Here is a 19,405-nt window from a genome sequence, read left to right as displayed (position 1 = left end):
CGCCGCGGACGCGGCCGCCGGACCGCGGGTCAGTGCCGTAGCGCCGTGAGAGTCGCGACCGGGTCGGGGTCCGGTGCTCCCCGGGGCCACCAGTCGTCCTCTCCGGGGTCGGACTCGTAGCCGTACCACCTGCCGTCGTGGGCGAAGCGGAGCTGGAGCGTGCCCGCCGCGTTGGTCAGGTGGTTGCGCCAGGGCTGGAAGCGCGGGAAGTCGGCCGCGGCGAGGGCCGGTCTGGCCCGGTCGAACGGGCCGGCCGGCGGGTCCCATGGGGTTTCCAGCATGGCGAGCCCCTCGGCGCCGCCCTGCCGCCAGGCGGCGACCGCCCGGGCCAGATCGGTGGTGCTGCGGCCGGTGGCGAAGGCGAGCTCGCGATACAGCGCCCTGGTCGTGGCGGTGAGCCCGGCGGTGGGCCTGGACGCGGCGATCCGCACGGCGTCCTGCCAGGTGTCGAAGCCGGCGAGCGGGTCCTCCCCGGTGGTCAGGAGTGCGTGGGCACGGGCGGCGGCGTCGGAGGCGAGGTGTTCGAGGCCGAGCGGGTCGCGGGCACCGGGCAGCTCCGGGTAGCCCGGCGGCTCCCCGGGGTGCGGCGGGACGGGCAGCGGCGCGGGAAGCGGCGGCAGGAAGCGCTCGGCCAGGGCCTCGCCGGCGGGGACGGAGGGCATCGTGGCGGCTTCGGGACGCTCGCGGGCGGAATGCTCGGCGTTGCGGCGGCCGAGCTCGTCGAGGAGTTCGCGCTCGCCTCGGCCGCGCATCAGCAGCAGGACGAACGGATCGCTGTCCAGCAGCCGTGCCGTCTGGTAGCAGAGCGCCGCCACGTGTTTGCAGGGCCGGCCCCGGTCCGGGCACGAGCAGTCCGGGTCCAGGTCACCGGCGGTGGGCAGCAGCCGGATGCCGATCCCGTCGGCCGTGTCCACCAGGGAGTGCGGCATCTCCTTGTCGAGCAGTGCGGACAGGTGCCCGGGCCTGGCCGCGACCGCGTCGAGGAACGTGTCCCAGTCGGCCGCCGAGAACGTACGCAGGTGGAGCTCGGCACGGTAGGGGCGGGGGCGGCTGCCGTGGACGTAGGCGATGACCCTGCCCGGGGTGACGGTGACCGCGGCGACGTGACCGCCGTCGGCGTACGTACGGCCGCGGGCGAGCCGCGCCCCGTCCATCGACAGGGACTCCAGTGCGTCGACCCAGGCCCGGCCCCACCAGCTGTCCGCGAAGGGCCCGTCTGCGGCCGCGGCACGGGCGGGCACCGCCTCGAAGGTGCGCCGCAGGTCGTCCGGGCCCGGCCGCGCCGCCGGACCGGCGCCGGGGCTCACGGCGTCCGCCTCAGCGACACGAGGTCGGCCAGGTCGCGGTCGCTGAGCTCGGTCAGCGCCGCCTCGCCCGAGCCGAGCACGGCGTCGGCGAGGGCCCGCTTGGACTCCAGGAGCTCGCCGATCCGGTCCTCTACCGTGCCTTCGGCGATCAGCCGGTGCACCTGCACGGGCTGGGTCTGCCCGATGCGGTACGCACGGTCGGTGGCCTGCTCCTCGACCGCCGGGTTCCACCACCGGTCGTAGTGGATGACGTGGGCGGCCCTGGTGAGGTTCAGTCCGGTGCCGGCCGCCTTGAGGGAGAGCAGGAAGACGGGGACCTCGGCGGACTGGAAGCGGTCCACCATCAGCTCCCGTTCGGGCACCGGTGTACCGCCGTGCAGCAACTGGGAGGGGATCGCGCGGGAGGCGAGGTGGGCGGCGAGGAGCCGCGCCATCGACACGTACTGGGTGAAGACGAGGACGGAGCCGTCCTCGGAAAGAATCGTGTCGAGCAGCTCGTCGAGCAGGGCGAGTTTGCCCGAGCGCCCGGCGAGCCGGGTCGGCTCCTCCTTCAGGTACTGCGCGGGGTGGTTGCAGATCTGCTTGAGCGATCCCAGCAGTTTCATGATCAGCCCGCGCCTGGCGATGCCCTCCGACTGCTCGATGAACGCCATCGTCTCGCGGACCGCCGCCTCGTACAGCGTGGCCTGTTCCCGGGTGAGGAAGACGGGGTGGTCGGTCTCGGTCTTGGGCGGCAGCTCGGGTGCGATACCGGGGTCGGACTTCTTGCGGCGCAGCAGGAAGGGACGGACCAGCCGGGAGAGCCGCTCGACCGCTTCCTCGTTGCCCAGGCCGGCGGCCGTGCCGGTGTTCTCCACGATCCGGGCGTGCCGTGAGCGGAAGGCCTTGAGCGGGCCGAGCAGACCGGGCGTGGTCCAGTCGAGCAGGGCCCAGAGCTCGGAGAGGTTGTTCTCGACGGGGGTGCCCGTCAGGGCGACGCGGGCCGGGGCGGGGATGGTGCGCAGTGCTCTGGCCGTGGAGGAGTGCGGGTTCTTGACGTGCTGCGCCTCGTCGGCGACGACGAGTCCCCAGGTGTGGCCGGCGAGCTGCTCGGCGCTCGATCGCATCGTGCCGTAGGTCGTCAGCACGAAGCCGCCGTCGGGGCCGGCGAGCGTGCGGTCGGCGCCGTGGAAACGGCGGACGGGCACGCCGGGCGCGAAGCGGGTGATCTCGCGGTGCCAGTTGCCGAGGAGGGAGGCCGGACAGACCACCAGCGTGGGGGCGGCGTGCGCCCGGTGCAGGTGGAGCGCGATGACCGTGATCGTCTTGCCCAGGCCCATGTCGTCGGCGAGGCAGCCGCCGAGGCCGAGGGACGTCATCCGGTCCAGCCAGGCGAGCCCGCGCAGCTGGTAGTCGCGGAGGGTGGCGTCGAGACCGGGCGGAGCCGGAAGGGTGGCGTCCTCGTCGAGGATGCGTTCGCGCAGGGCGGCGAGCGCCCCGGCCGGCACCGCCTCGACCTGCTCGCCGTCGACCTCCGCGCTGCCGGTCAGGGCCACGGCGAGCGCGTCGACGGGGTCGAGGAGTCCGAGCTCCCGCTTGCGCGCCTTGCGGACGAGCGCGGGGTCCACGACGACCCACTGGTCGCGCAGCCGCACCACGGGCCGGTGCGCCTCGGCCAGGGTGTCCATCTCCGCCTCGGTGAGGGGGTCGTCGCCCAGGGACAGCTGCCAGTCGAAGGCGAAGAGCTGTTCGGCGTCGAAGAAGGAGGTGCCGTCGGTGGCGGAACCCGGCGCGGGCCGGACCACGGCCGCAGCGGTGAGCGAGCGGGCGAGCTCCCGGGGCCAGTGGAGCGCGACCCCCGCGTCCGCGAGGCGCGCTCCGGCGGCACCGATCAGCTCGTAGAGTTCGTCCTCGGTGACGGCGAGCACGTCGGGCACGGGCTGGTCGAGCAGCCGCTCCAGTGGCGGCCAGACACGTGCGGCGCGGCGCAGCGCGAGCACGGCGTCGATCCTCGCCCTCGGCCCGAACGGTTCGCCGGCCGCACCGCTCCACAGCGCGGCGGCGTCGGTGACGTAGGTCGGATCGGCCAGGCTGTGCACCTGGGTGATGGCCGCGGCGGCATGCCGTGGGGTGCCGCCGCCCTCCGCCGCCGTCTCCGGGGCCTCGTCGGCGCGGTCGAAGGCGTCGTACGACGACAGGTCGAGGCGGAGCGAGATCCGCACCCCGGCGTCGAGCCCGGCGGCCACGTCGACGGCCCATGCGCGGGCGTCCGGCAGGTGCTGCGCTTCGTGGGCGGCGAAGGGCGCGCCCATGGCGTGGGCGGCGGCCGGTGTCCGGGGCAGGGTGTCGGCGACGGCGTCGAGGAACGCACCGAGCAGTGCGCGGGGTTCGGGGACGCGCAGGGGTGCGCTCCCTGTCGGGACGGCGTGTCCCTCGGGCGGCATCGAGGCGGCGACGGCTCTCAGATGGGCGACGTCCTCGGCATCGCGCGGTCCGGCCCGCCACGCGTCGTGGTCCTCCGCGGTCAGGCCCGGCAGGAGTCTGCCGCGCGCGACAAGGGTGAGGGCGTGCAGCGCCGCGGCCCCCCAGGCACGGGTCGCGGGGTGGGCCACGGCCCGGTGCCGGGCCCGGGCGAGCAGCGGGACCGCGTCCGCGACGGGGAGTTCCACGGCGGGCACCGTCCGGGTGCGGGCGCCGCCGTCGCCGTCGGGGACGACGACCGTGATGTCGGTGACGGTGTACGGGGTGCCGCCCGGGCCCGGGTACCCGAAGTGGCTCATCGGACCGACCGCACCCTCGGGGTCCCAGAACGCGATCCGGCCGTCCCTCGGGAGCGCGTCCGGCACGAACACGGCGGCGCACCGCATCAGCCGGTCGGTGGTCTCGTCGGACGTCTGCCGCACCACGTGCACCACCCCCTCCTGCCTCGGTCCGGTCGCACTTCGCCTGTTCGGACGAGTCTAGGCGGGGGGTGTGACAGCCTTCCGTCCCGGCCGTGTCCCCACGGGCGGGGCAGGTTCAGTGGCGGACGAAGGGCAGCGCGCCGGACTCCCGCTCCGCGGCGGACTCCGATTGCTCCGGGGGGTCGAATTCGGGCAGGCCGTCCGCCTCCGGCCCGGCCCCCTCGGAATCCGGGTCCCCGGCGGAGAGGTCCGGCGCGGGGGAATCGGGCCCGGCGGGCGCCGCATCCGGCGAGACCCCGTCCCCGGACGTCTGGGGCCGGTCCTGCTGTGCGCGCTCCAGGAAGCGGAGCAGTTCTACGGGGAAGGGCAGTACCAGCGTGGAGTTCTTCTCCGCGGCGACCGCGACCACGGTCTGCAGCAGGCGGAGCTGCAGCGCGGCGGGCTGGGTGGACATCTGCTGGGCCGCCTGCGCGAGCTTCTTCGACGCCTGCAGCTCCGCGTCGGCGTTGATGACCCGTGCGCGCCGCTCACGGTCGGCCTCGGCCTGCCGGGCCATGGAACGCTTCATCGTCTCCGGCAGGGAGACGTCCTTGATCTCGACCCGGTCGATCTGCACGCCCCAGCCGACGGCAGGGCTGTCGATCATGAGCTCCAGGCCCTGGTTCAGCTTCTCCCGGTCGGACAGCAGGTCGTCCAGGTCGCTCTTGCCGATGATCGACCGCAGCGACGTCTGCGCCATCTGGGAGACCGCGAACCGGTAGTCCTCCACCTGGATGACCGCGCTCGCGGCGTCCACCACCTTGAAGTAGATGACCGCGTCGACCCGCACCGTGACGTTGTCCCGCGTGATGCCGTCCTGGGCCGGCACCGGCATCGTGACGATCTGCATGTTGACCTTGCGGAGGCGGTCGACACCCGGAACGATCATGGTCAGTCCTGGGCGGCGCACCTCGTCGTGGAGCTGCCCGAGGCGGAGCACCACACCTCGTTCGTACTGCTTGACGACCCGCGCAGCGGCCATGGCGTAGAGCGCGCAGACCGACAGCACCGCCACCACCGCGATCACGAGTACCTGGACCATCACGACACCCCGCTTCCGGGAGCGCGTCGCGGTACTCCGTCCGGGAATGCGCTGCCGCGCCCTTCCATATCATCCCTGTTACCACGATATGCCCGATCCCGGCATCCGCGAACCCCTGTCCGGGTGTCAACGGCCCCGGCCGGCCGCCCACCGGATGCCGAGACCGGGTGGACCGGGCAGGGTGGCCAGCGCCAGCACGTCTCTGTGACGTACCGATGAGCCGGACGAGCAGATGAGGACCCGCCCATGTCCCTCAGCGCGACCCCCACCGTTCTCCGCCGACGTACCCGCATCGCGGTCGGCGCGGCCGTCCTCACCCTGACCGTCACGGGCTGTTCCGGCCTCGGACGTACCGCGGTCGGACCGGTCACCTACGTCACCGAGGGGGACAAGGTCGTCAGCGTGCACAGCCCGTCGGTGAAGGGCTGCCACAAGCTCGCGCCCGGGGGCGCGAGCAAGGTCGACAACCGGACCCTGATCGACATGGTCCTGTACCCCACCCCCGACTGCTCCGGCCGCGGGACCGCCTATGTGGCGACGACGTTCACCGACACCAACACCCCGCGCACCCTGTGGCGCAGCTACCGCTTCATCCACTGACCCGCACCGGCCTCCCGCCCACGCCCGCGCAGGAGTGCCAACAGGTGCGCGGTCCGCTCGCGCCGTTCGCGCGCGATGAGAACGACCAGGACGACGAGCACCGCCGGCATGACCGCGTTCGGCGGATCGAGCAGGGTCAGCTGGACGACGGCCGCCCCGGCCAGCAGCCCGACGAGGGCGACGGCCGCCACGCCGGCCAGCAGCGGGACCAACAGGGCCACCGCTCCGGCGAGTTCCAGGCCACCGATCGCGTACATCGCGCCACTGCCCCAGCCCATCCGGCCGAAGGACGCGACGGCGGAGTCGTGGGCCACGAGCTTCGCCACCGCGCTGAAGCCGAGGAACAGCGCGAGCGCGTAGCGCGCCCCGGTCAGGGCGGCGGAGGCCATCCGGCGGCGCGGCGCGGCAACGCCTCGGGCGTCGCTCGGGACGGGAGTGGTGGTTCCGTACATGGCGGTCTCCTCGGAGTGCCTCATGGGTGGAGTGCGCCCATGAGGGGCGCGACTCCTGCCGCGGGCCTCACCGGCGCTTACGCTTACGGGGAGACAGACCGCTCCGGGTCCCGGAACTCATCGCACCACGCGCCCTCGATCCGGAACTCCCGGTGCGCCCTCGCCCGACCTGCTCGCCGACCGCTCCGCGGCCGGCCCGGCACCCGCCCGGGGGTCGTCGTGTTCAGCGCTCGCCCGGCCTGGCGAGCACCCAGACACCGTCCGGGGTGAGATAACGGTCGACGACGAGGCCGGCGTCCCCCAGATACGTCTCGAACCGCTCCACGGACAGCCGCCGCGACCGGAACGTCTGGGTCCAGCGCGCGTCCTCGAAGACGTACTCCGCGCGCACCTCGTCCACCCCGTCGCCGACGGGGTCCGCGGACAGGATCCGGATGACGCAGCCGGCGGCGGAGTCCTCCCGCTCCCGGGGGACGTCGGTGTGGTAGACCGCGCCCTCCCGCTGCACGAGCACGACTCCGCCGTCCTTCACGTACGTACGGCAGGTCCGCAGCAGCCCGTCCCGTACCCGGTGTTCGCTGCTGTGCACCAGGAACGAGCCCAGCACGACAGCGTCGAAGCGCTCCTCCCCGAGGTCCAGCGACTCGATGGGGCTCCGCACCGTGCGGGCGCCACGGACGCGTTCCAGCATCTGCGCCGACTCGTCGACCGCGGTCACGGCATATCCGAGTCCGACCAGCGGATGTGTCACCCGGCCTGCCCCGCAGCCGAGTTCGAGCACGCTCGCCCCCGGTGGCACGACCGATCCGATCACCTCGGGCTCGGTACCGGCGGACAGCCGTGCGTACAGCTCGACCGCGCAGCCGTCGGGGGTGATCGAGCCGGGCCCCGTCCCCGCATGTCCCTGACGTGTCAGTTGTCCGCTCATGCCGCCCGAACGTCCCGGCGGCACGCGGCGTTCCTCCTCAGCGGTCCGGGTAGCGGTTTTCCGGCCACGCCACCGGGTGCTCGAACTCCATGCACAGGTCGTCGGCGAGCTCCGCGATCACCGACCTGCCCTCGGTCGCGGCGAGCCACGACGCCGGCAGCCCCGCGTCCCCGTGGAGGGCGCCCAGCAGGTTGCCGCAGACCGCGCCCGTGGAGTCGCTGTCGCCCGAGTGATTGACCGAGAGCAGCAGCGCCTCGGCCACCTCGTCGGCCTCCGGGAGCACCAGCACGCAGTACACGGCGATGGCCAGGGCCTCCTCGGCGACCCAGCCCGCACCCAGGGTCTCGACCCGCTCGGCCGCCGGCCGGCCGCGCGCAGCAAGGACGACCGCGGCCCGCAGTGCGGCGGTCGTCTCCTCGTGGCCGGGATGGCGGCCCAGCAGTTCCATGGCGCGCAGCACGGCGCCCTCCGGGGAGTCGCCCTCCAGCAGATACGTGACGATCGCCGCGAACGCACCCGCCGCGTATGCCCCGGTGGGGTGTCCATGGGTGATCAGCGCGCACCTGGCGGCCAGCCCGAAGCCGGTCGCCGCCTCCTCGCCCAGCAGGCCGAAGGGGGCCGACCGCATCACGGTGCCGCAGCCCTTGGAGTGCGGATTCACCGCGCCGGGGAGCGCGAGCGGCGTCTCCGTGCCCGGTGTGTGGCCGGACGACAGCCCGGTCAGACACGCGTTGCCGGGGGCCCGGCGCGCGTACAGCCAGGGCTGCTGCCTGAGCCACCCGGTGCGTACCTGGTTCTCCCCGCCGCGGGCCGGGGGTGACGGGTGGTTCTGGGTGTCGAGCCATCGCAGGTAGGCATTGCGGACGAACGGGACCTCGGTGCCAGCGATACCCGTGGAGGCGGCCCGGACATGGGATCTGATCAGGCCCTCGACCGTGAACAGGGTCATCTGGGTGTCGTCCGTGACGCGCCCGGTGACGCCGTCCTCGTCGGGGACGAACCCGCGTATGCCCCGCTCGCCGTGCGCCCGGCGGATCCCGTCGAGCGAGAGGAATTCGACCGGGTTGCCCAGTGCGTCACCGATCGCACCGCCCAGAAGCGTGCCCCGGACCCTGGCCCGCCGGACGGCGCCGCCCCACGAAGTCGCGCCGCGCGCCGCACGTCCTTGCTCCGCCGTCGTCACAGTCCGCTTCCCGTCGTCGTCGTGCCGTCATCGGGTTTCCCCTGCACCGCTCCGCGGGGTCATGCTGGAGGGGAGGCGATGGAGATGCGTACCGGAAGTGAACCGTCCACTGCGCGCAGTCCCCTGCGGATGCGACTCTGGCTGAGTCTATGGGGCATGCTCTGGGCCGCGTTCGGCCTGGCGGCCTTCCTGATCGTCGGCCGTGCCGGCTGGGCGACCGCCTGCGGCGTGCTGCTGGTGGTCACGGTCACGGACTTCTGCCTCGTGGTCCGCCACATGCGGCAGGGCGCGCGCTTCCAGCCCGGCAGGGACGTCCCTCCGTACGTCCCCGAGCCGGTCGGCCGGAGTCGTCACGGCCGGGGTGACCCGCCGCGGCGGGTGGGGACAGGTGGCCGGGACGAGCGGCCGTGAGCGGTCGCCGCAGGGCCACGCCTTACGGTCCCCCGCGGCGGCGGCGGGGGACCTGAAGCGTGTACCGCGGTCGCGCGCGGTCGGTGCGTGTGGTGGTCAGGGCGGGTCGTCAGGGCGCGCTCCCGTGAACAGGGCCTCACGCACGGTCTCCGCAGCAGGCCTCCGGGGCCGCTGCGGTCACGGCCTGTCGTCGAAGCGCGCGGCCTGGAGGTACTCCGGCTTCGGGTCGAGCGCCGCGGCCAGCCGGAAGTGACGCATGGCCTGCTCCGGGCGTCCCGCCCGCTGGAAGGTACGGGCCAGCGCGAAGTGCGCGAAGGCGTTGTCGGGTTCGCGCTCCAGGACGAGCTCGAATTCGAGCTCGGCCGGGCGCAGTTGCGCGGCGGCGAAGAAGGCCCGGGCACGCAGCAGCCTGGCCGCCGTGTTCTCCGGGTGGGCGGCGATCACGGAGTCGAGCAGCTTCACCGCGCCCCGGGGGTCCCGTGCGGCGAGCAGTTGCTCCGCCGCACGGAAGTCGATGACATGTGTTTCCGGGTTGCTCTCGGGCACGGTCCTATCCTTCCCCTCGCGTTCCGCTTCTCAACATCCGGTCGCGGGCCGGTATTCCGTCCGGTCGTGGGGGTCAGGTGGCGGCGGCCTTCGCGGTGAGCTCCGACCACAGCCTGCGCACCTGGGGTTCCAGCTCGTCGAGCGGACCGTCGTTGTCGACGACGAGATCGGCGACGGCCAGCCGCTGGTCGCGAGTGGCCTGCGCGGTCATCCTCGCCCGGGCGTCGGACTCCGTCATGCTGCGAAGCGTGACGAGCCGGTGGAGCTGCGTCTCGGGGCTGGCGTCCACGACCACGACGAGGTCGTAGAGCGGGGCCAGGCCGTTCTCCGTGAGCAGCGGTACGTCGTGGACGACGACGGCGCCCGCCGCGGCGGCCCGTTCCAGCTCGGCCGACCGGGCCCCGATCAGCGGGTGCACGATGCCGTTGAGCGTAGCCAGGCGACCGGGATCGGAGAACACGATCGAGCCGAGCGCGGGACGGTCGAGGGAGCCGTCGGGCTTGAGGATGTCCGGCCCGAAGGCCTCGACGACGGCCGTGAGCCCCGGGGTGCCGGGTTCGACGACCTCGCGCGCGATCCGGTCGGCGTCGATCACCACGGCTCCCAGATGTGCGAGCAGCCGCGACACTTCGCTCTTGCCGGCGCCGATCCCGCCGGTCAGGCCCACTTTCAGCATGCGCCGAGCATAGGGGCTGCCCTGCGGCGCTCCTGCGGGACACCCCCTGAGCTCCTGGCCGGGGAGCGGGAGAGGGGACGCCGGGGACGCCGTCCCGTCACCGGGAGCCGGGGGCGACGCGGCGGGCGGAAGCCGCCGCCGGCCGAGGGCGGCAGCTCAGGAATCGCCCTCGCGTTCGGCGAGGAAGCGCTCGAATTCGAGGCCGATCTCGTCCGCCGACGGAAGGTCGACCGGCTCCGCGACGAGGTTGCCGCGGCTCTCGGAACCCGCCACCGCGTCGTACTGGTGCTCCAGCCCCTCGACGAGTGTGACGAGCTCCTCGTCCCCCTGCCCGATCTGCCGCTCGATCTCGGTCTGGGTGCGGTGCGCCTCGGTGCGCAGCGTGTGAGCGATGGCCGGCAGCACCAGGCCCGTCGCGGCCGTGATCGCCTCCAGGACGGTCAGGGCGGCGTCGGGGTAGGCGGAGCGGGCGACGTAGTGCGGGACGTGGGCGGCCACACCGAGGACGTCGTGCCCGGCCTCCATCAGCCGGTACTCGACGAGCGCCTCGGCCGAGCCGGGCACCTGCGCCTCGTCGAAGGGACTGCGGTGCCCTGGCATCAGGTCGGTGCGGTTGCCGTGCGGGGTGACACCGACCGGGCGGGTGTGCGGGACGCCCATCGGGATGCCGTGGAAGTTGACCGCGAGGCGCACTCCGAGCCGCTCGACGATCTGCTCCACCGCGGCGGCGAACCTCTCCCACTCCACGTCGGGCTCGGGCCCGGACAGCAGCAGGAAGGGGGCACCGGTGGCGTCCTGCACGACCCGGACGTCCAGTGTGGGCGCCTCGAACGCGGTCCACCTGTCGCGCTTGAACGTGAGCAGCGGGCGGCGCGCCCGGTAGTCGACGAGCCGGTCGTGATCGAAGCGGGCCACGACCTGGTGCGGCAGTGTCTCGAGCAGGCCGTCGACGATCTGCTCGCCGGTCTCACCCGCGTCGATGTATCCGTCGAAGTGGTAGAGCATGACCAGACCGGCCGACTCCTGGGCGAGCGCCATGTCGACGACGGCCAGGCCCTTCGGCTCCCATTCGTACAAACTCTGCGGTTCAGGCACGGTTACCGCTCCTCCTTGTGTTCCCCGGCAAGAACACCCCGCCTGGCCACGGCATTCCCGCCCGGACCGCATTCACACGCGGTGGTGCGAGGACGGGGCTGCACCGCGCCGTGGCGGCGGGCCCCACGGAGGAGACGTTCCGGCCTTCCGGGCGTCCGCGCGGCCGAGCCGGTCACCGGCGAAGTCCGCCCGGCATCCCGCCTGTTGGGCGGAGCGAAGGCGGTCCGCCGCCGCAACTGCGTGTTCCACCGGTGGAGTTGCACGGGCGTGCGCCTCACGGACGCCGCGGGCCGAGGACGCAGAACTCGTTGCCTTCGGGGTCCGCCAGAACGACCCACGGCTGCTCGCCCTGGCCGATGTCGACGCGCCGTGCGCCGTGCGCCACCAGCCGGGCCACCTCGGCGTCCCGGTCATCGGGCCTGAAGTCCAGGTGCAGCCTGCTCTTGGACTTCCTGGTCTCTTCGAGCCGTACGAAGTCCAGCCCAGGCAGGCGGTCGGGCTCCGGGCGGATCTCGAACTCGTCGTCGGAGGAGTGGACGACCACCCAGCCGAGCGCGTCGGCCCACCACTGCCCCAGGGCCGCCGGGTCGTCGGAGTGAACGATTACCTGTTCCCATTCCAAGGTCATCCGGGGATCCTAGACCTGCCGGAGCCTCGAACGACAGGCGATTTCGTCGGCTCGCTCACGCACGCGCCCCGCCCTTCCCTGCCGGGTCCGTGGACACGAGTGAGGCCCGCCCCCCGAAGGGGACGGGCCTCACCTACAGCTCTACAGCTACCGCAGCCGATGAGCGGTCGGGGTCAGAGCGTCAGCTCTGGCCGCCGGCCAGCTTCTCGCGCAGGGCGGCCAGGGCCTCGTCCGACGCCAGGGCGCCGGAGTTGTCCGCGGACTCCGAGGAGTACGAGCCGCCGCCGCCACCGCTGCCGCCGGAGGCAGCCGGGGCAGCGCCGGCCGGGGCAGCAGCGCCCTCGGCCGCAGCGGCCTCGTCGGCCTCGCGGGACTTGATGACCTGGGCCTGGTGCTGCTCGAAGCGCTGCTGCGCCTCGGCGTACTGCGTCTCCCAGACCTCACGCTGCGACTCGAAGCCCTCGAGCCAGTCGTTGGTCTCGGGGTCGAAGCCCTCGGGGTAGATGTAGTTGCCCTGGTCGTCGTAGGACGCGGCCATGCCGTACAGGGTCGGGTCGAACTCGACCGAGGCCGGGTCCCCACCGAAGGCCTCGTTGGCCTGCTTCAGCGAGAGGCTGATGCGGCGGCGCTCGAGGTCGATGTCGATGACCTTGACGAAGATCTCGTCGTTGACCTGGACGACCTGCTCCGGGATCTCCACGTGGCGCTCGGCCAGCTCGGAGATGTGGACCAGGCCCTCGATGCCCTCGTCGACGCGCACGAACGCACCGAACGGAACGAGCTTGGTGACCTTACCGGGAACGACCTGCCCGATCTGGTGCGTGCGGGCGAACTGCTGCCACGGGTCTTCCTGCGTCGCCTTGAGCGACAGCGAGACGCGCTCGCGGTCCATGTCGACGTCGAGGACCTCGACGGTGACCTCCTGGCCGACCTCGACAACCTCGGAGGGGTGGTCGATGTGCTTCCAGGACAGCTCGGAGACGTGCACGAGACCGTCGACGCCACCCAGGTCCACGAAGGCACCGAAGTTGACGATCGAGGAGACGACGCCGGAGCGGACCTGACCCTTCTGGAGGGTCGTGAGGAACGTCTGGCGGACCTCGGACTGGGTCTGCTCGAGCCAGGCACGGCGGGACAGGACCACGTTGTTGCGGTTCTTGTCCAGCTCGATGATCTTGGCCTCGAGCTCCTTGCCCACGTAGGGCTGGAGGTCGCGGACGCGACGCATCTCGACGAGCGACGCCGGGAGGAAGCCACGGAGGCCGATGTCGAGGATGAGACCACCCTTGACGACCTCGATGACGGTACCGGTGACGATGCCGTCTTCTTCCTTGATCTTCTCGATGGTGCCCCAGGCACGCTCGTACTGAGCGCGCTTCTTCGAGAGGATCAGGCGGCCTTCCTTGTCCTCCTTCTGGAGAACCAGGGCCTCGATCTCGTCGCCGACCTTGACGACCTCGTTCGGGTCGACGTCGTGCTTGATCGAGAGCTCGCGGCTCGGGATGACGCCTTCGGTCTTGTAACCGATGTCGAGGAGGACCTCGTCCCGGTCAACCTTGACGATGACGCCGTCAACGATGTCGCCGTCGTTGAAGTACTTGATCGTCTCGTCGATCGCCGCGAGGAACGCGTCCGCGTCGCCGATGTCGTTGACCGCAACCTGCGGAGTGGTGGCGGTGGTCTCGGTGCTGCTCGTCATGTGGGAAAGGGCTCCGGTACGGACAGTGAGTCGTAGGTACTGCTACGCCGAAAGCCCGTATCGCCTCTGCAGAAGCCGGACAGCCGGGAAAGCACCTGCCCGTTTCCGGAAAGGCGCCTCGACAACCGAGGGGACATGCAACAGACGCGAGCGCGGCCTGCTAGGTCTGAGGCGCGCAGGCTCGCAGCGCAACTTGTAGCATACGGGGGCAGCCGGACAGGGTCAATGCGCGAAGGCGCACACCCGGGGCAGAGCGCCCCAATCCCGGCACAACTCACGTTCGCCGAGGCCACATCGGCCACGGCGAAGTGCCGCGCGCACACGGGCGCACTCACCCGTACGACCCGTGGAGGCACCGCGCGCAGCGGGTGAAGGCAAACTACAACGACGGGCACGATGAGCCAAGACATGCACGGGTCCGAACCCGAAGCGACCCGCCGGGACGCCGGTGAGGCCGAGAGCAGCCGGGCGAGCCGCGGCTGGTGGGACCGCAACGCCGACGAGTACCAGAGCGACCACGGGTCCTTCCTCGGGGACGACCGTTTCGTCTGGGGCCCGGAGGGCCTCGACGAGGCCGAGGCCGCCCTGCTGGGGCCCGCGTCCGCCCTGGAGGGGCTCGACGTCCTGGAGATCGGCGCGGGCGCCGCCCAGTGCTCCCGCTGGCTCGCCTCCCGGGGGGCCAGACCGGTGGCCCTGGACCTCTCCCACCGCCAGCTCCAGCACGCCCTGCGCATCGGTGGTGACGTGCCCCTCGTCGAGGCGGACGCGGGGCGGCTCCCCTTCCGGGACAGCTCCTTCGACCTGGCCTGCTCCGCCTACGGCGCGGTGCCCTTCGTCGCCGACCCCGTGCGGGTGTTCCGCGAGGTGCACCGGGTGCTGAGGCCCGGCGGGCGCTGGGTCTTCTCCGTGACGCACCCGATCCGCTGGGCGTTCCCCGACGAGCCAGGGCCCGAGGGCCTCTCCGTCGCCGCCTCGTACTTCGACCGCGTGCCGTACGTCGAGCAGGACGAGGCGGGTGACGCCGTGTACGTGGAGCACCACAGGACGCTCGGCGACCGCGTCCGGGACGTGGTGGCGGGCGGTTTCCGGCTGGTCGACCTGGTGGAGCCGGAGTGGCCCGCCTGGAACCACCAGGAGTGGGGCGGCTGGTCCCCGCTGCGCGGCAACCTCATCCCCGGGACCGCGATCTTCGTCTGCGAGCGGGACGGCCGCGACGACGCGTAGGCACCGGCCGCGCTCCCGTCGCGGGGACGGCGTACGAGACTGGGGGCGTGATCCGTACCGACGCCCTGGACCAATTGCCCGTCCGCACCGCCGTGCCCGCCCTGCAGCGGGCGCTCGACGAGCGCGGTGCCGCAGTGCTCTGCGCCCCGCCGGGGACCGGCAAGACGACCCTCGTCCCCCTGGTGCTGGCCGGCCTGGCCGGGGGCGGGCCGGCCCGCCGCGTGCTCGTCGCCGAACCGCGCCGGATCGCGGCCCGGGCGGCGGCGCGGCGGATGGCGTGGCTGCTCGGCGAGCAGCCCGGCGGCCGGGTCGGGTTCACGGTGCGCGGGGAACGGGTGGTGGGGCCCGGGACCGTGGTGGAGGTCGTGACCACGGGCGTGCTGCTCCAGCGCCTGCAGCGCGACCAGGAACTCCCCGGCACCGATGTGGTGGTCATCGACGAGTGCCACGAACGCCACCTGGACGCGGACACGGCCGCGGCCTTCCTCCTCGACGTACGCGAGACGATCCGACCGGAGCTCCGGCTGGTCGCGGCGTCGGCGACCACGGACGCGGAGGGCTGGGCACGCCTGCTGGGCGACGCCCCGGTCGTCGAGGCCCGGGGCGTGTCGCACCCGGTGGAGGTGGTGTGGGCGCCGCCCTCCACGCCGGTGCGCCCGCCGCACGGGGTCAGGGTCGACCCGGCCCTGCTGACGCACGTGGCCGGCGTGGTGCGCCGGGCTCTCGCCGAGCGGGAGGGCGACGTCCTGTGCTTCCTGCCCGGCGTCGGGGAGATCGGCCGCGTCGCGGGGATGCTCACCGGGGCGGGAGCGGAGATCCTCCAGGTCCACGGCCGCGCCCCGGCGGCGGTGCAGGACGCGGTGCTCGCCGGGCCGTCGGGCGGGCGCCGGGTGGTGCTGGCCACGTCCGTCGCCGAGTCGTCCCTGACGGTGCCCGGGGTACGGGTCGTCGTGGACTCCGGGCTGGCCAGGGAGCCGCGCACCGACCACGCGCGGGGGCTGAGCGCGCTGACGACCGTACGCGCGTCGCGGGCGGCCGGACGCCAGCGGGCGGGCCGCGCGGGACGTGAGGCTCCGGGCGCGGTGTACCGCTGCTGGGACGTGGCGGAGGACGGGAGGCTGGCCGCCTACCCCTCCCCCGAGATCAAGGTGGCCGATCTGGCGGCGTTCGCCCTGCAGGCGGCGTGCTGGGGCGACCCGGACGCCTCCGGGCTCGCACTCCTGGACGCTCCGCCCGCCGGGGCGATGGGCGCGGCGCGCGAGGTGCTGGTTGCGGTCGGCGCGGTGGACACCGCGGGCCGGGCGACGGACCGGGGCGTGCGGATGTCCCGTCTCGGCCTGCACCCCCGGCTGGCCCGCGCCCTCCTGGACGGTGCGCGGGAGGTGGGCGGACGTCGGGCGGCGGAGGTCGTGGCCCTGCTGAGCGAGCAGCCTCCGCGCGAGTACGGCGACGACCTGGCACACGCGTTGCGCACGGCACGGCGGGGCGGGGACGGCTACGCCGCGCGGTGGCGGCAGGAGGTGCGGCGGCTGTCGCAGTCCTCCGGCCGGGGAAAGGACGACGGAATCGGTACGGACGACGCCGCGGTGGGTCTGGTCGCGGCGCTGGCGTTCCCGGAGCGCGTGGCTCGCGCCCGGGGTGAGGGGGCGTTCCTGATGGCGTCGGGAACGGGCGCCACGCTGGGTGACGGCTCACGGCTGCGCAGCGCCCCGTGGCTCGCCGTCGCGGTCGCCGACCGGCCCGCCCACGCGGCCTCCGCGCGGGTGTGGCTGGCGGCCGTCATCGACGAGGACACGGCTCGGCTGGCGGCCGGGCACCTGCGGTTCTCCGGCGAGGAGGTCCGCTGGGCGGACGGCGACGTCGTGGCGCGGTCCGTGGAACGCCTGGGCGCGATCGAGCTGTCGGCGCGCTCCCTGCGCCGGCCGGCCCCGGAGCTGGTGCGCGGGGCGCTGCTGGAGGGGCTGCGCCGCGAGGGGCCCGGGCTCCTGCGGTGGAGCAGGGACAGCGAACAACTGCGGCTGCGACTCGCGTTCCTGCACCGGGTGCTCGGCACGTCCTGGCCCGACGTGTCCGACGAGGCGCTGCTCGCGCGTGCCGACGAGTGGCTGGAGCCGGAGCTGTCACGGGCCGGGCGACGCGCGGACCTGGGGCGGATCGACGCGGGGCAGGCGCTGCGCAGGCTCCTGCCGTGGTCGACGGGCGACGCGGCCCGCCTCGACGAACTCGCGCCGGAGCGGATCGAGGTGCCCACCGGCTCAAGAATCCGCCTCGACTACGCCGGCGAGCAGCCCGTACTCGCGGTGAAGCTCCAGGAGCTGTTCGGGCTGCGGGAGACGCCCCGGGTCGCCGGGGTGCCACTCCTGGTCCACCTGCTGTCGCCCGCGGGCCGGCCCGCGGCGGTGACGGCGGACCTGGCGTCGTTCTGGCGGGAGGGGTACAGGAGCGTGCGGGCGGAGCTGCGGGGCCGCTACCCGAAGCACCCGTGGCCGGAGGACCCGACGACGACGGAGGCGACCCGCTTCACCTCGGCGCGGCTGCGGCGGGAGTAGGCGTCCGGGGGCGGGGCGGCGTGTGCGGGCTCCGGTGGCCCGCCCTCCCACGGCATCTCAGGCGCGCGCCGACGCGGCGGCGACGATCCGGTTCCTGAACTCGGCTGCGTAGTGGCGGAGATGCTGCTCCAGCACGTCCTGCGGACGCTCGGTGGGCAGGTAGACCGTCAGGCTCGCGGTGAAACCGTCGGCGGTGTCACCGAACTGGGTCAGCGCCCGCCCGACGACGGTGCCGTCGGCCTGCTCGCCACCGGGCGCCCGCTCCACGGCGCCCGGTGTCCTCGCGGGCGGGTCAGGCCGCGGGGGCGGCCTCGACCTTCAGCTCGATGACCAGCGTGACGCCGTTCGCCGTGGTGAGCCGCAGCTTGTAGGTGCCCTCGACGCCGTCGGCGTAGATCTCCGGGAGCTCCAGGAGCCCGTCGGCGCCGGTGGTCAGGTCGAGGGTGCGTACGGCCTTGCCGTCCGCGTCCTTGAAGTGCGGTCCCTTGTCGTTCTCGGCCGGCGTCTCCGCGTCGGTGATCATCGTGGCCGTGACGGCGGTGTCCGCGAGCCCCTTGCCCCTGTACGTCGCCCGGACCTGGACCCGGTCGGCGAACTGGGCACCCGGAGCGGCCGTCAGCACCTTGTCGTCGGTCCGTGCGATGGCGTCCGCCTGCCGGGCGGTGACGCTCGCCGTGTAGGTGAGGGTGCGCGGTTTGACGGTGCCGGCGACGGCCGTCACCTTGAATTCGCCGGTCTTCTCACCCGCCGTCAGAACCGGTGCCGTGACGGTGCCGTCGCTTCCGGTGCTCGCGGTGACCATGGTCCTCCCGCCGGCGAAGCGGGCGTCCGTGTCACCGACCACGGTGAAGGTGACCGATGCCTTGGCGAGCGGGGCGCCGAGGGTGTTCCTCGCCCGGACCTTGACGCGCTGCGCGAACGCGTCGCCGGCGGTGGCCTTCAGAGGCGCGGTACCCGCGTTCTCCAGGCTGCCGAGGGTCGCCGGTGCGGGCGGGGTCGTCGGCGGGGTGGTCGGGGGCTTCGTCGGAGGAGGCGGCGTGGGGTCGGTGCCTGGAGGCTTCCCGCCGCCCTGCGCCGGCGGCTTCGGGCCGCTGCTCGGCGGAGGTGTGCTGCCGCCGCCCTGCCCGGACGGGGGCGTGGGTGACGGGCTGGTCATGCCGTTGCCCGCGTCCACGGGGAGGACACCGGTGCCGTCGGGGACCTCGTGGGTGCCCCGGTTGTAGAAGTCGAACCAGGAGCGCACCGTGCGCAGATACTCCTGCGAGTGGTTGTAGCTCAGCACCGCCCGGTCGAGGTCCTGGGCGAGCGACAGGTCGCGGGTGCCGGCGCAGAGGTACCGCCCGGCGGCCAGCGCCGCGTCGTAGATGTTGTTGGGGTCCTTGCGACCGTCGCCGTTGCCGTCCTGGCCCCAGGTCTCCCAGGTGGACGGGATGAACTGCATCGGGCCGACCGCACGGTCGTGGGTCGAGTCCCCGTCGTACGCACCGCCGTCGGTGTCCTTGATCAACGCGAAGCCCTGGCCGTTGAGGGCCGGGCCGAGGATCGGCGAGAAGGTCGTGCCGTTCGTGTCGACCTTGCCGCCGCGGGCCTGGCCCGACTCGACCTTGCCGATGGCGGCGAGGAGCTGCCAGGGAAGCCTGCAGGCGGCGTCGGTGCTCGCGAGACCCTGCTCGGCCTTCTTGTAGGCCGCCAGGATCGAGGCGGGTATCCCTGATTCGGCGCTGCCGGTCACCGGAAGATTCGATGACGAGCCGGGCTTGTTCGGGGTGACGAGCGGCGGAAGGTCCGTGTGGTACGGGGAGTTGCCGGTGGCGGCACTGTCCCCGGACGGCGTCGCGCCGGCCGCCTTCTGGTCGCCGGCGCTGTCGGGCTGCGGTGCCGCGGGAGCCTGCGAGGCGGACAGGGCTGCCACGGCTGCCGCCGCCACCGCGGTGGTGGTGGCCCCCCTGCGCAGTCTGCGGCCGAATTGCGCTGCCATGTGTGTCGGTCCCTCCCCGTCGGCGGCTGCCCGCGCTCCCCAGCGCGAGGACTCAGGCGACCCTACGACAACTCCCGGCGCCCGGACACCGGCCCCCACTGGTTCTTACCGTTTCTTCAGCTTCACGTCGCCAAGTCGTCGCTTCGCCCCGGACGGATGACGCGGG

17 protein-coding genes are annotated in these 19,405 nt (G+C 73.2%); 4 read left to right on the top strand and 13 right to left on the bottom strand.

All coding sequences use genetic code 11. From position 1 onward, the window contains the following. Window positions 1-29 precede the first annotated feature (29 nt). The 3 genes from OG206_RS24740 to OG206_RS24730 all read right to left on the bottom strand — a co-directional run bounded on the left by OG206_RS24740 (window position 30) and on the right by OG206_RS24730 (window position 5,270). A complete protein-coding gene (locus OG206_RS24740) occupies window positions 30-1,307 on the bottom strand; it encodes an SWIM zinc finger family protein (RefSeq protein ID WP_327119691.1) in 1,278 nt (425 codons plus the stop codon). Beyond that, window positions 1,304-4,153 (bottom strand): DEAD/DEAH box helicase, encoded by a 2,850-nt coding sequence (locus tag OG206_RS24735; RefSeq protein WP_327122394.1) that lies wholly within the window; start codon window positions 4,151-4,153, stop codon window positions 1,304-1,306. The genes OG206_RS24740 and OG206_RS24735 overlap by 4 nt, the downstream gene beginning before the upstream one ends. A gap of 151 nt (window positions 4,154-4,304) precedes the next feature. Continuing rightward, window positions 4,305-5,270: a slipin family protein gene (locus OG206_RS24730; RefSeq protein ID WP_327119689.1), complete on the bottom strand. Its 966-nt coding sequence runs from the start codon at window positions 5,268-5,270 to the stop codon at window positions 4,305-4,307. Between the two features lie 246 nt (window positions 5,271-5,516). Between OG206_RS24730 and OG206_RS24725 the strand changes: the two genes are divergently transcribed. After that, window positions 5,517-5,870 carry a hypothetical protein gene (locus OG206_RS24725; RefSeq protein ID WP_327119687.1) on the top strand — a complete coding sequence of 118 codons (354 nt, stop codon included), beginning with the start codon at window positions 5,517-5,519 and terminating at the stop codon, window positions 5,868-5,870. Here OG206_RS24725 and OG206_RS24720 read toward each other — a convergent pair. The 3 genes from OG206_RS24720 to OG206_RS24710 form a co-directional block, all read right to left on the bottom strand. Continuing rightward, window positions 5,852-6,322, bottom strand: coding sequence for a DoxX family protein (locus OG206_RS24720; protein WP_327119685.1), 471 nt, complete (start codon window positions 6,320-6,322; stop codon window positions 5,852-5,854). The genes OG206_RS24725 and OG206_RS24720 overlap by 19 nt on opposite strands. 223 nt (window positions 6,323-6,545) lie before the next feature. After that, window positions 6,546-7,250 (bottom strand): class I SAM-dependent methyltransferase, encoded by a 705-nt coding sequence (locus tag OG206_RS24715; protein WP_327119683.1) that lies wholly within the window; start codon window positions 7,248-7,250, stop codon window positions 6,546-6,548. 37 nt (window positions 7,251-7,287) lie between these two features. Next, window positions 7,288-8,433 (bottom strand): ADP-ribosylglycohydrolase family protein, encoded by a 1,146-nt coding sequence (locus tag OG206_RS24710; RefSeq protein ID WP_327119681.1) that lies wholly within the window; start codon window positions 8,431-8,433, stop codon window positions 7,288-7,290. 84 nt (window positions 8,434-8,517) lie between these two features. Here OG206_RS24710 and OG206_RS24705 point away from each other — a divergent pair, with 84 nt between their 5' ends. Then, window positions 8,518-8,844, top strand: a complete 327-nt coding sequence (locus OG206_RS24705) for a DUF6343 family protein (protein ID WP_327119679.1) — start codon at window positions 8,518-8,520, stop codon at window positions 8,842-8,844. A 177-nt stretch (window positions 8,845-9,021) separates the two neighbouring features. On the opposite strand, the gene OG206_RS24700 is transcribed toward OG206_RS24705, so the two are convergent. The 5 genes from OG206_RS24700 to rpsA form a co-directional block, all read right to left on the bottom strand. Beyond that, complete coding sequence (locus tag OG206_RS24700; RefSeq protein ID WP_327119677.1) at window positions 9,022-9,390, bottom strand: tetratricopeptide repeat protein; 369 nt, start codon at window positions 9,388-9,390, stop codon at window positions 9,022-9,024. A gap of 73 nt (window positions 9,391-9,463) precedes the next feature. Continuing rightward, window positions 9,464-10,066, bottom strand: a complete 603-nt coding sequence (coaE, locus tag OG206_RS24695) for a dephospho-CoA kinase (protein ID WP_327119674.1) — start codon at window positions 10,064-10,066, stop codon at window positions 9,464-9,466. Window positions 10,067-10,222: 156 nt separating this feature from the next. Beyond that, on the bottom strand, window positions 10,223-11,161 hold the full coding sequence (locus OG206_RS24690) for a PAC2 family protein (RefSeq protein WP_327119672.1): 939 nt from the start codon (window positions 11,159-11,161) through the stop codon (window positions 10,223-10,225). A 274-nt stretch (window positions 11,162-11,435) separates the two neighbouring features. Continuing rightward, the gene (locus OG206_RS24685) at window positions 11,436-11,789 is read right to left on the bottom strand and encodes a VOC family protein (RefSeq protein ID WP_327119670.1); all 354 of its coding nucleotides are present in this window, start codon (window positions 11,787-11,789) and stop codon (window positions 11,436-11,438) included. A gap of 181 nt (window positions 11,790-11,970) precedes the next feature. Then, window positions 11,971-13,488 carry a 30S ribosomal protein S1 gene (gene rpsA, locus OG206_RS24680; protein WP_327119668.1) on the bottom strand — a complete coding sequence of 506 codons (1,518 nt, stop codon included), beginning with the start codon at window positions 13,486-13,488 and terminating at the stop codon, window positions 11,971-11,973. Window positions 13,489-13,896: 408 nt separating this feature from the next. On the opposite strand from rpsA, the gene OG206_RS24675 reads away from it, so the two are divergent. Together OG206_RS24675 and hrpB are read left to right on the top strand one after the other, a co-directional pair. Then, window positions 13,897-14,712, top strand: a complete 816-nt coding sequence (locus tag OG206_RS24675; protein WP_442805894.1) for a class I SAM-dependent methyltransferase — start codon at window positions 13,897-13,899, stop codon at window positions 14,710-14,712. Between the two features lie 47 nt (window positions 14,713-14,759). After that, window positions 14,760-17,261, top strand: a complete 2,502-nt coding sequence (hrpB, locus tag OG206_RS24670; RefSeq protein ID WP_327119664.1) for an ATP-dependent helicase HrpB — start codon at window positions 14,760-14,762, stop codon at window positions 17,259-17,261. Between the two features lie 57 nt (window positions 17,262-17,318). Here the strand turns inward: hrpB and OG206_RS24665 are convergent, their stop codons facing one another. Continuing rightward, the gene (locus OG206_RS24665; RefSeq protein WP_327119662.1) at window positions 17,319-17,528 is read right to left on the bottom strand and encodes a hypothetical protein; all 210 of its coding nucleotides are present in this window, start codon (window positions 17,526-17,528) and stop codon (window positions 17,319-17,321) included. A gap of 25 nt (window positions 17,529-17,553) precedes the next feature. Beyond that, window positions 17,554-19,239: a lytic transglycosylase domain-containing protein gene (locus OG206_RS24660; protein ID WP_327119660.1), complete on the bottom strand. Its 1,686-nt coding sequence runs from the start codon at window positions 19,237-19,239 to the stop codon at window positions 17,554-17,556. Window positions 19,240-19,405 lie beyond the last annotated feature (166 nt).

The organism is Streptomyces sp. NBC_01341, assembly GCF_035946055.1.
Lineage (GTDB): Bacteria > Actinomycetota > Actinomycetes > Streptomycetales > Streptomycetaceae > Streptomyces.
The sequence above is the reverse complement of the archived record's forward strand: the minus strand, read 5'-3'. Positions and strand labels throughout refer to the sequence as shown.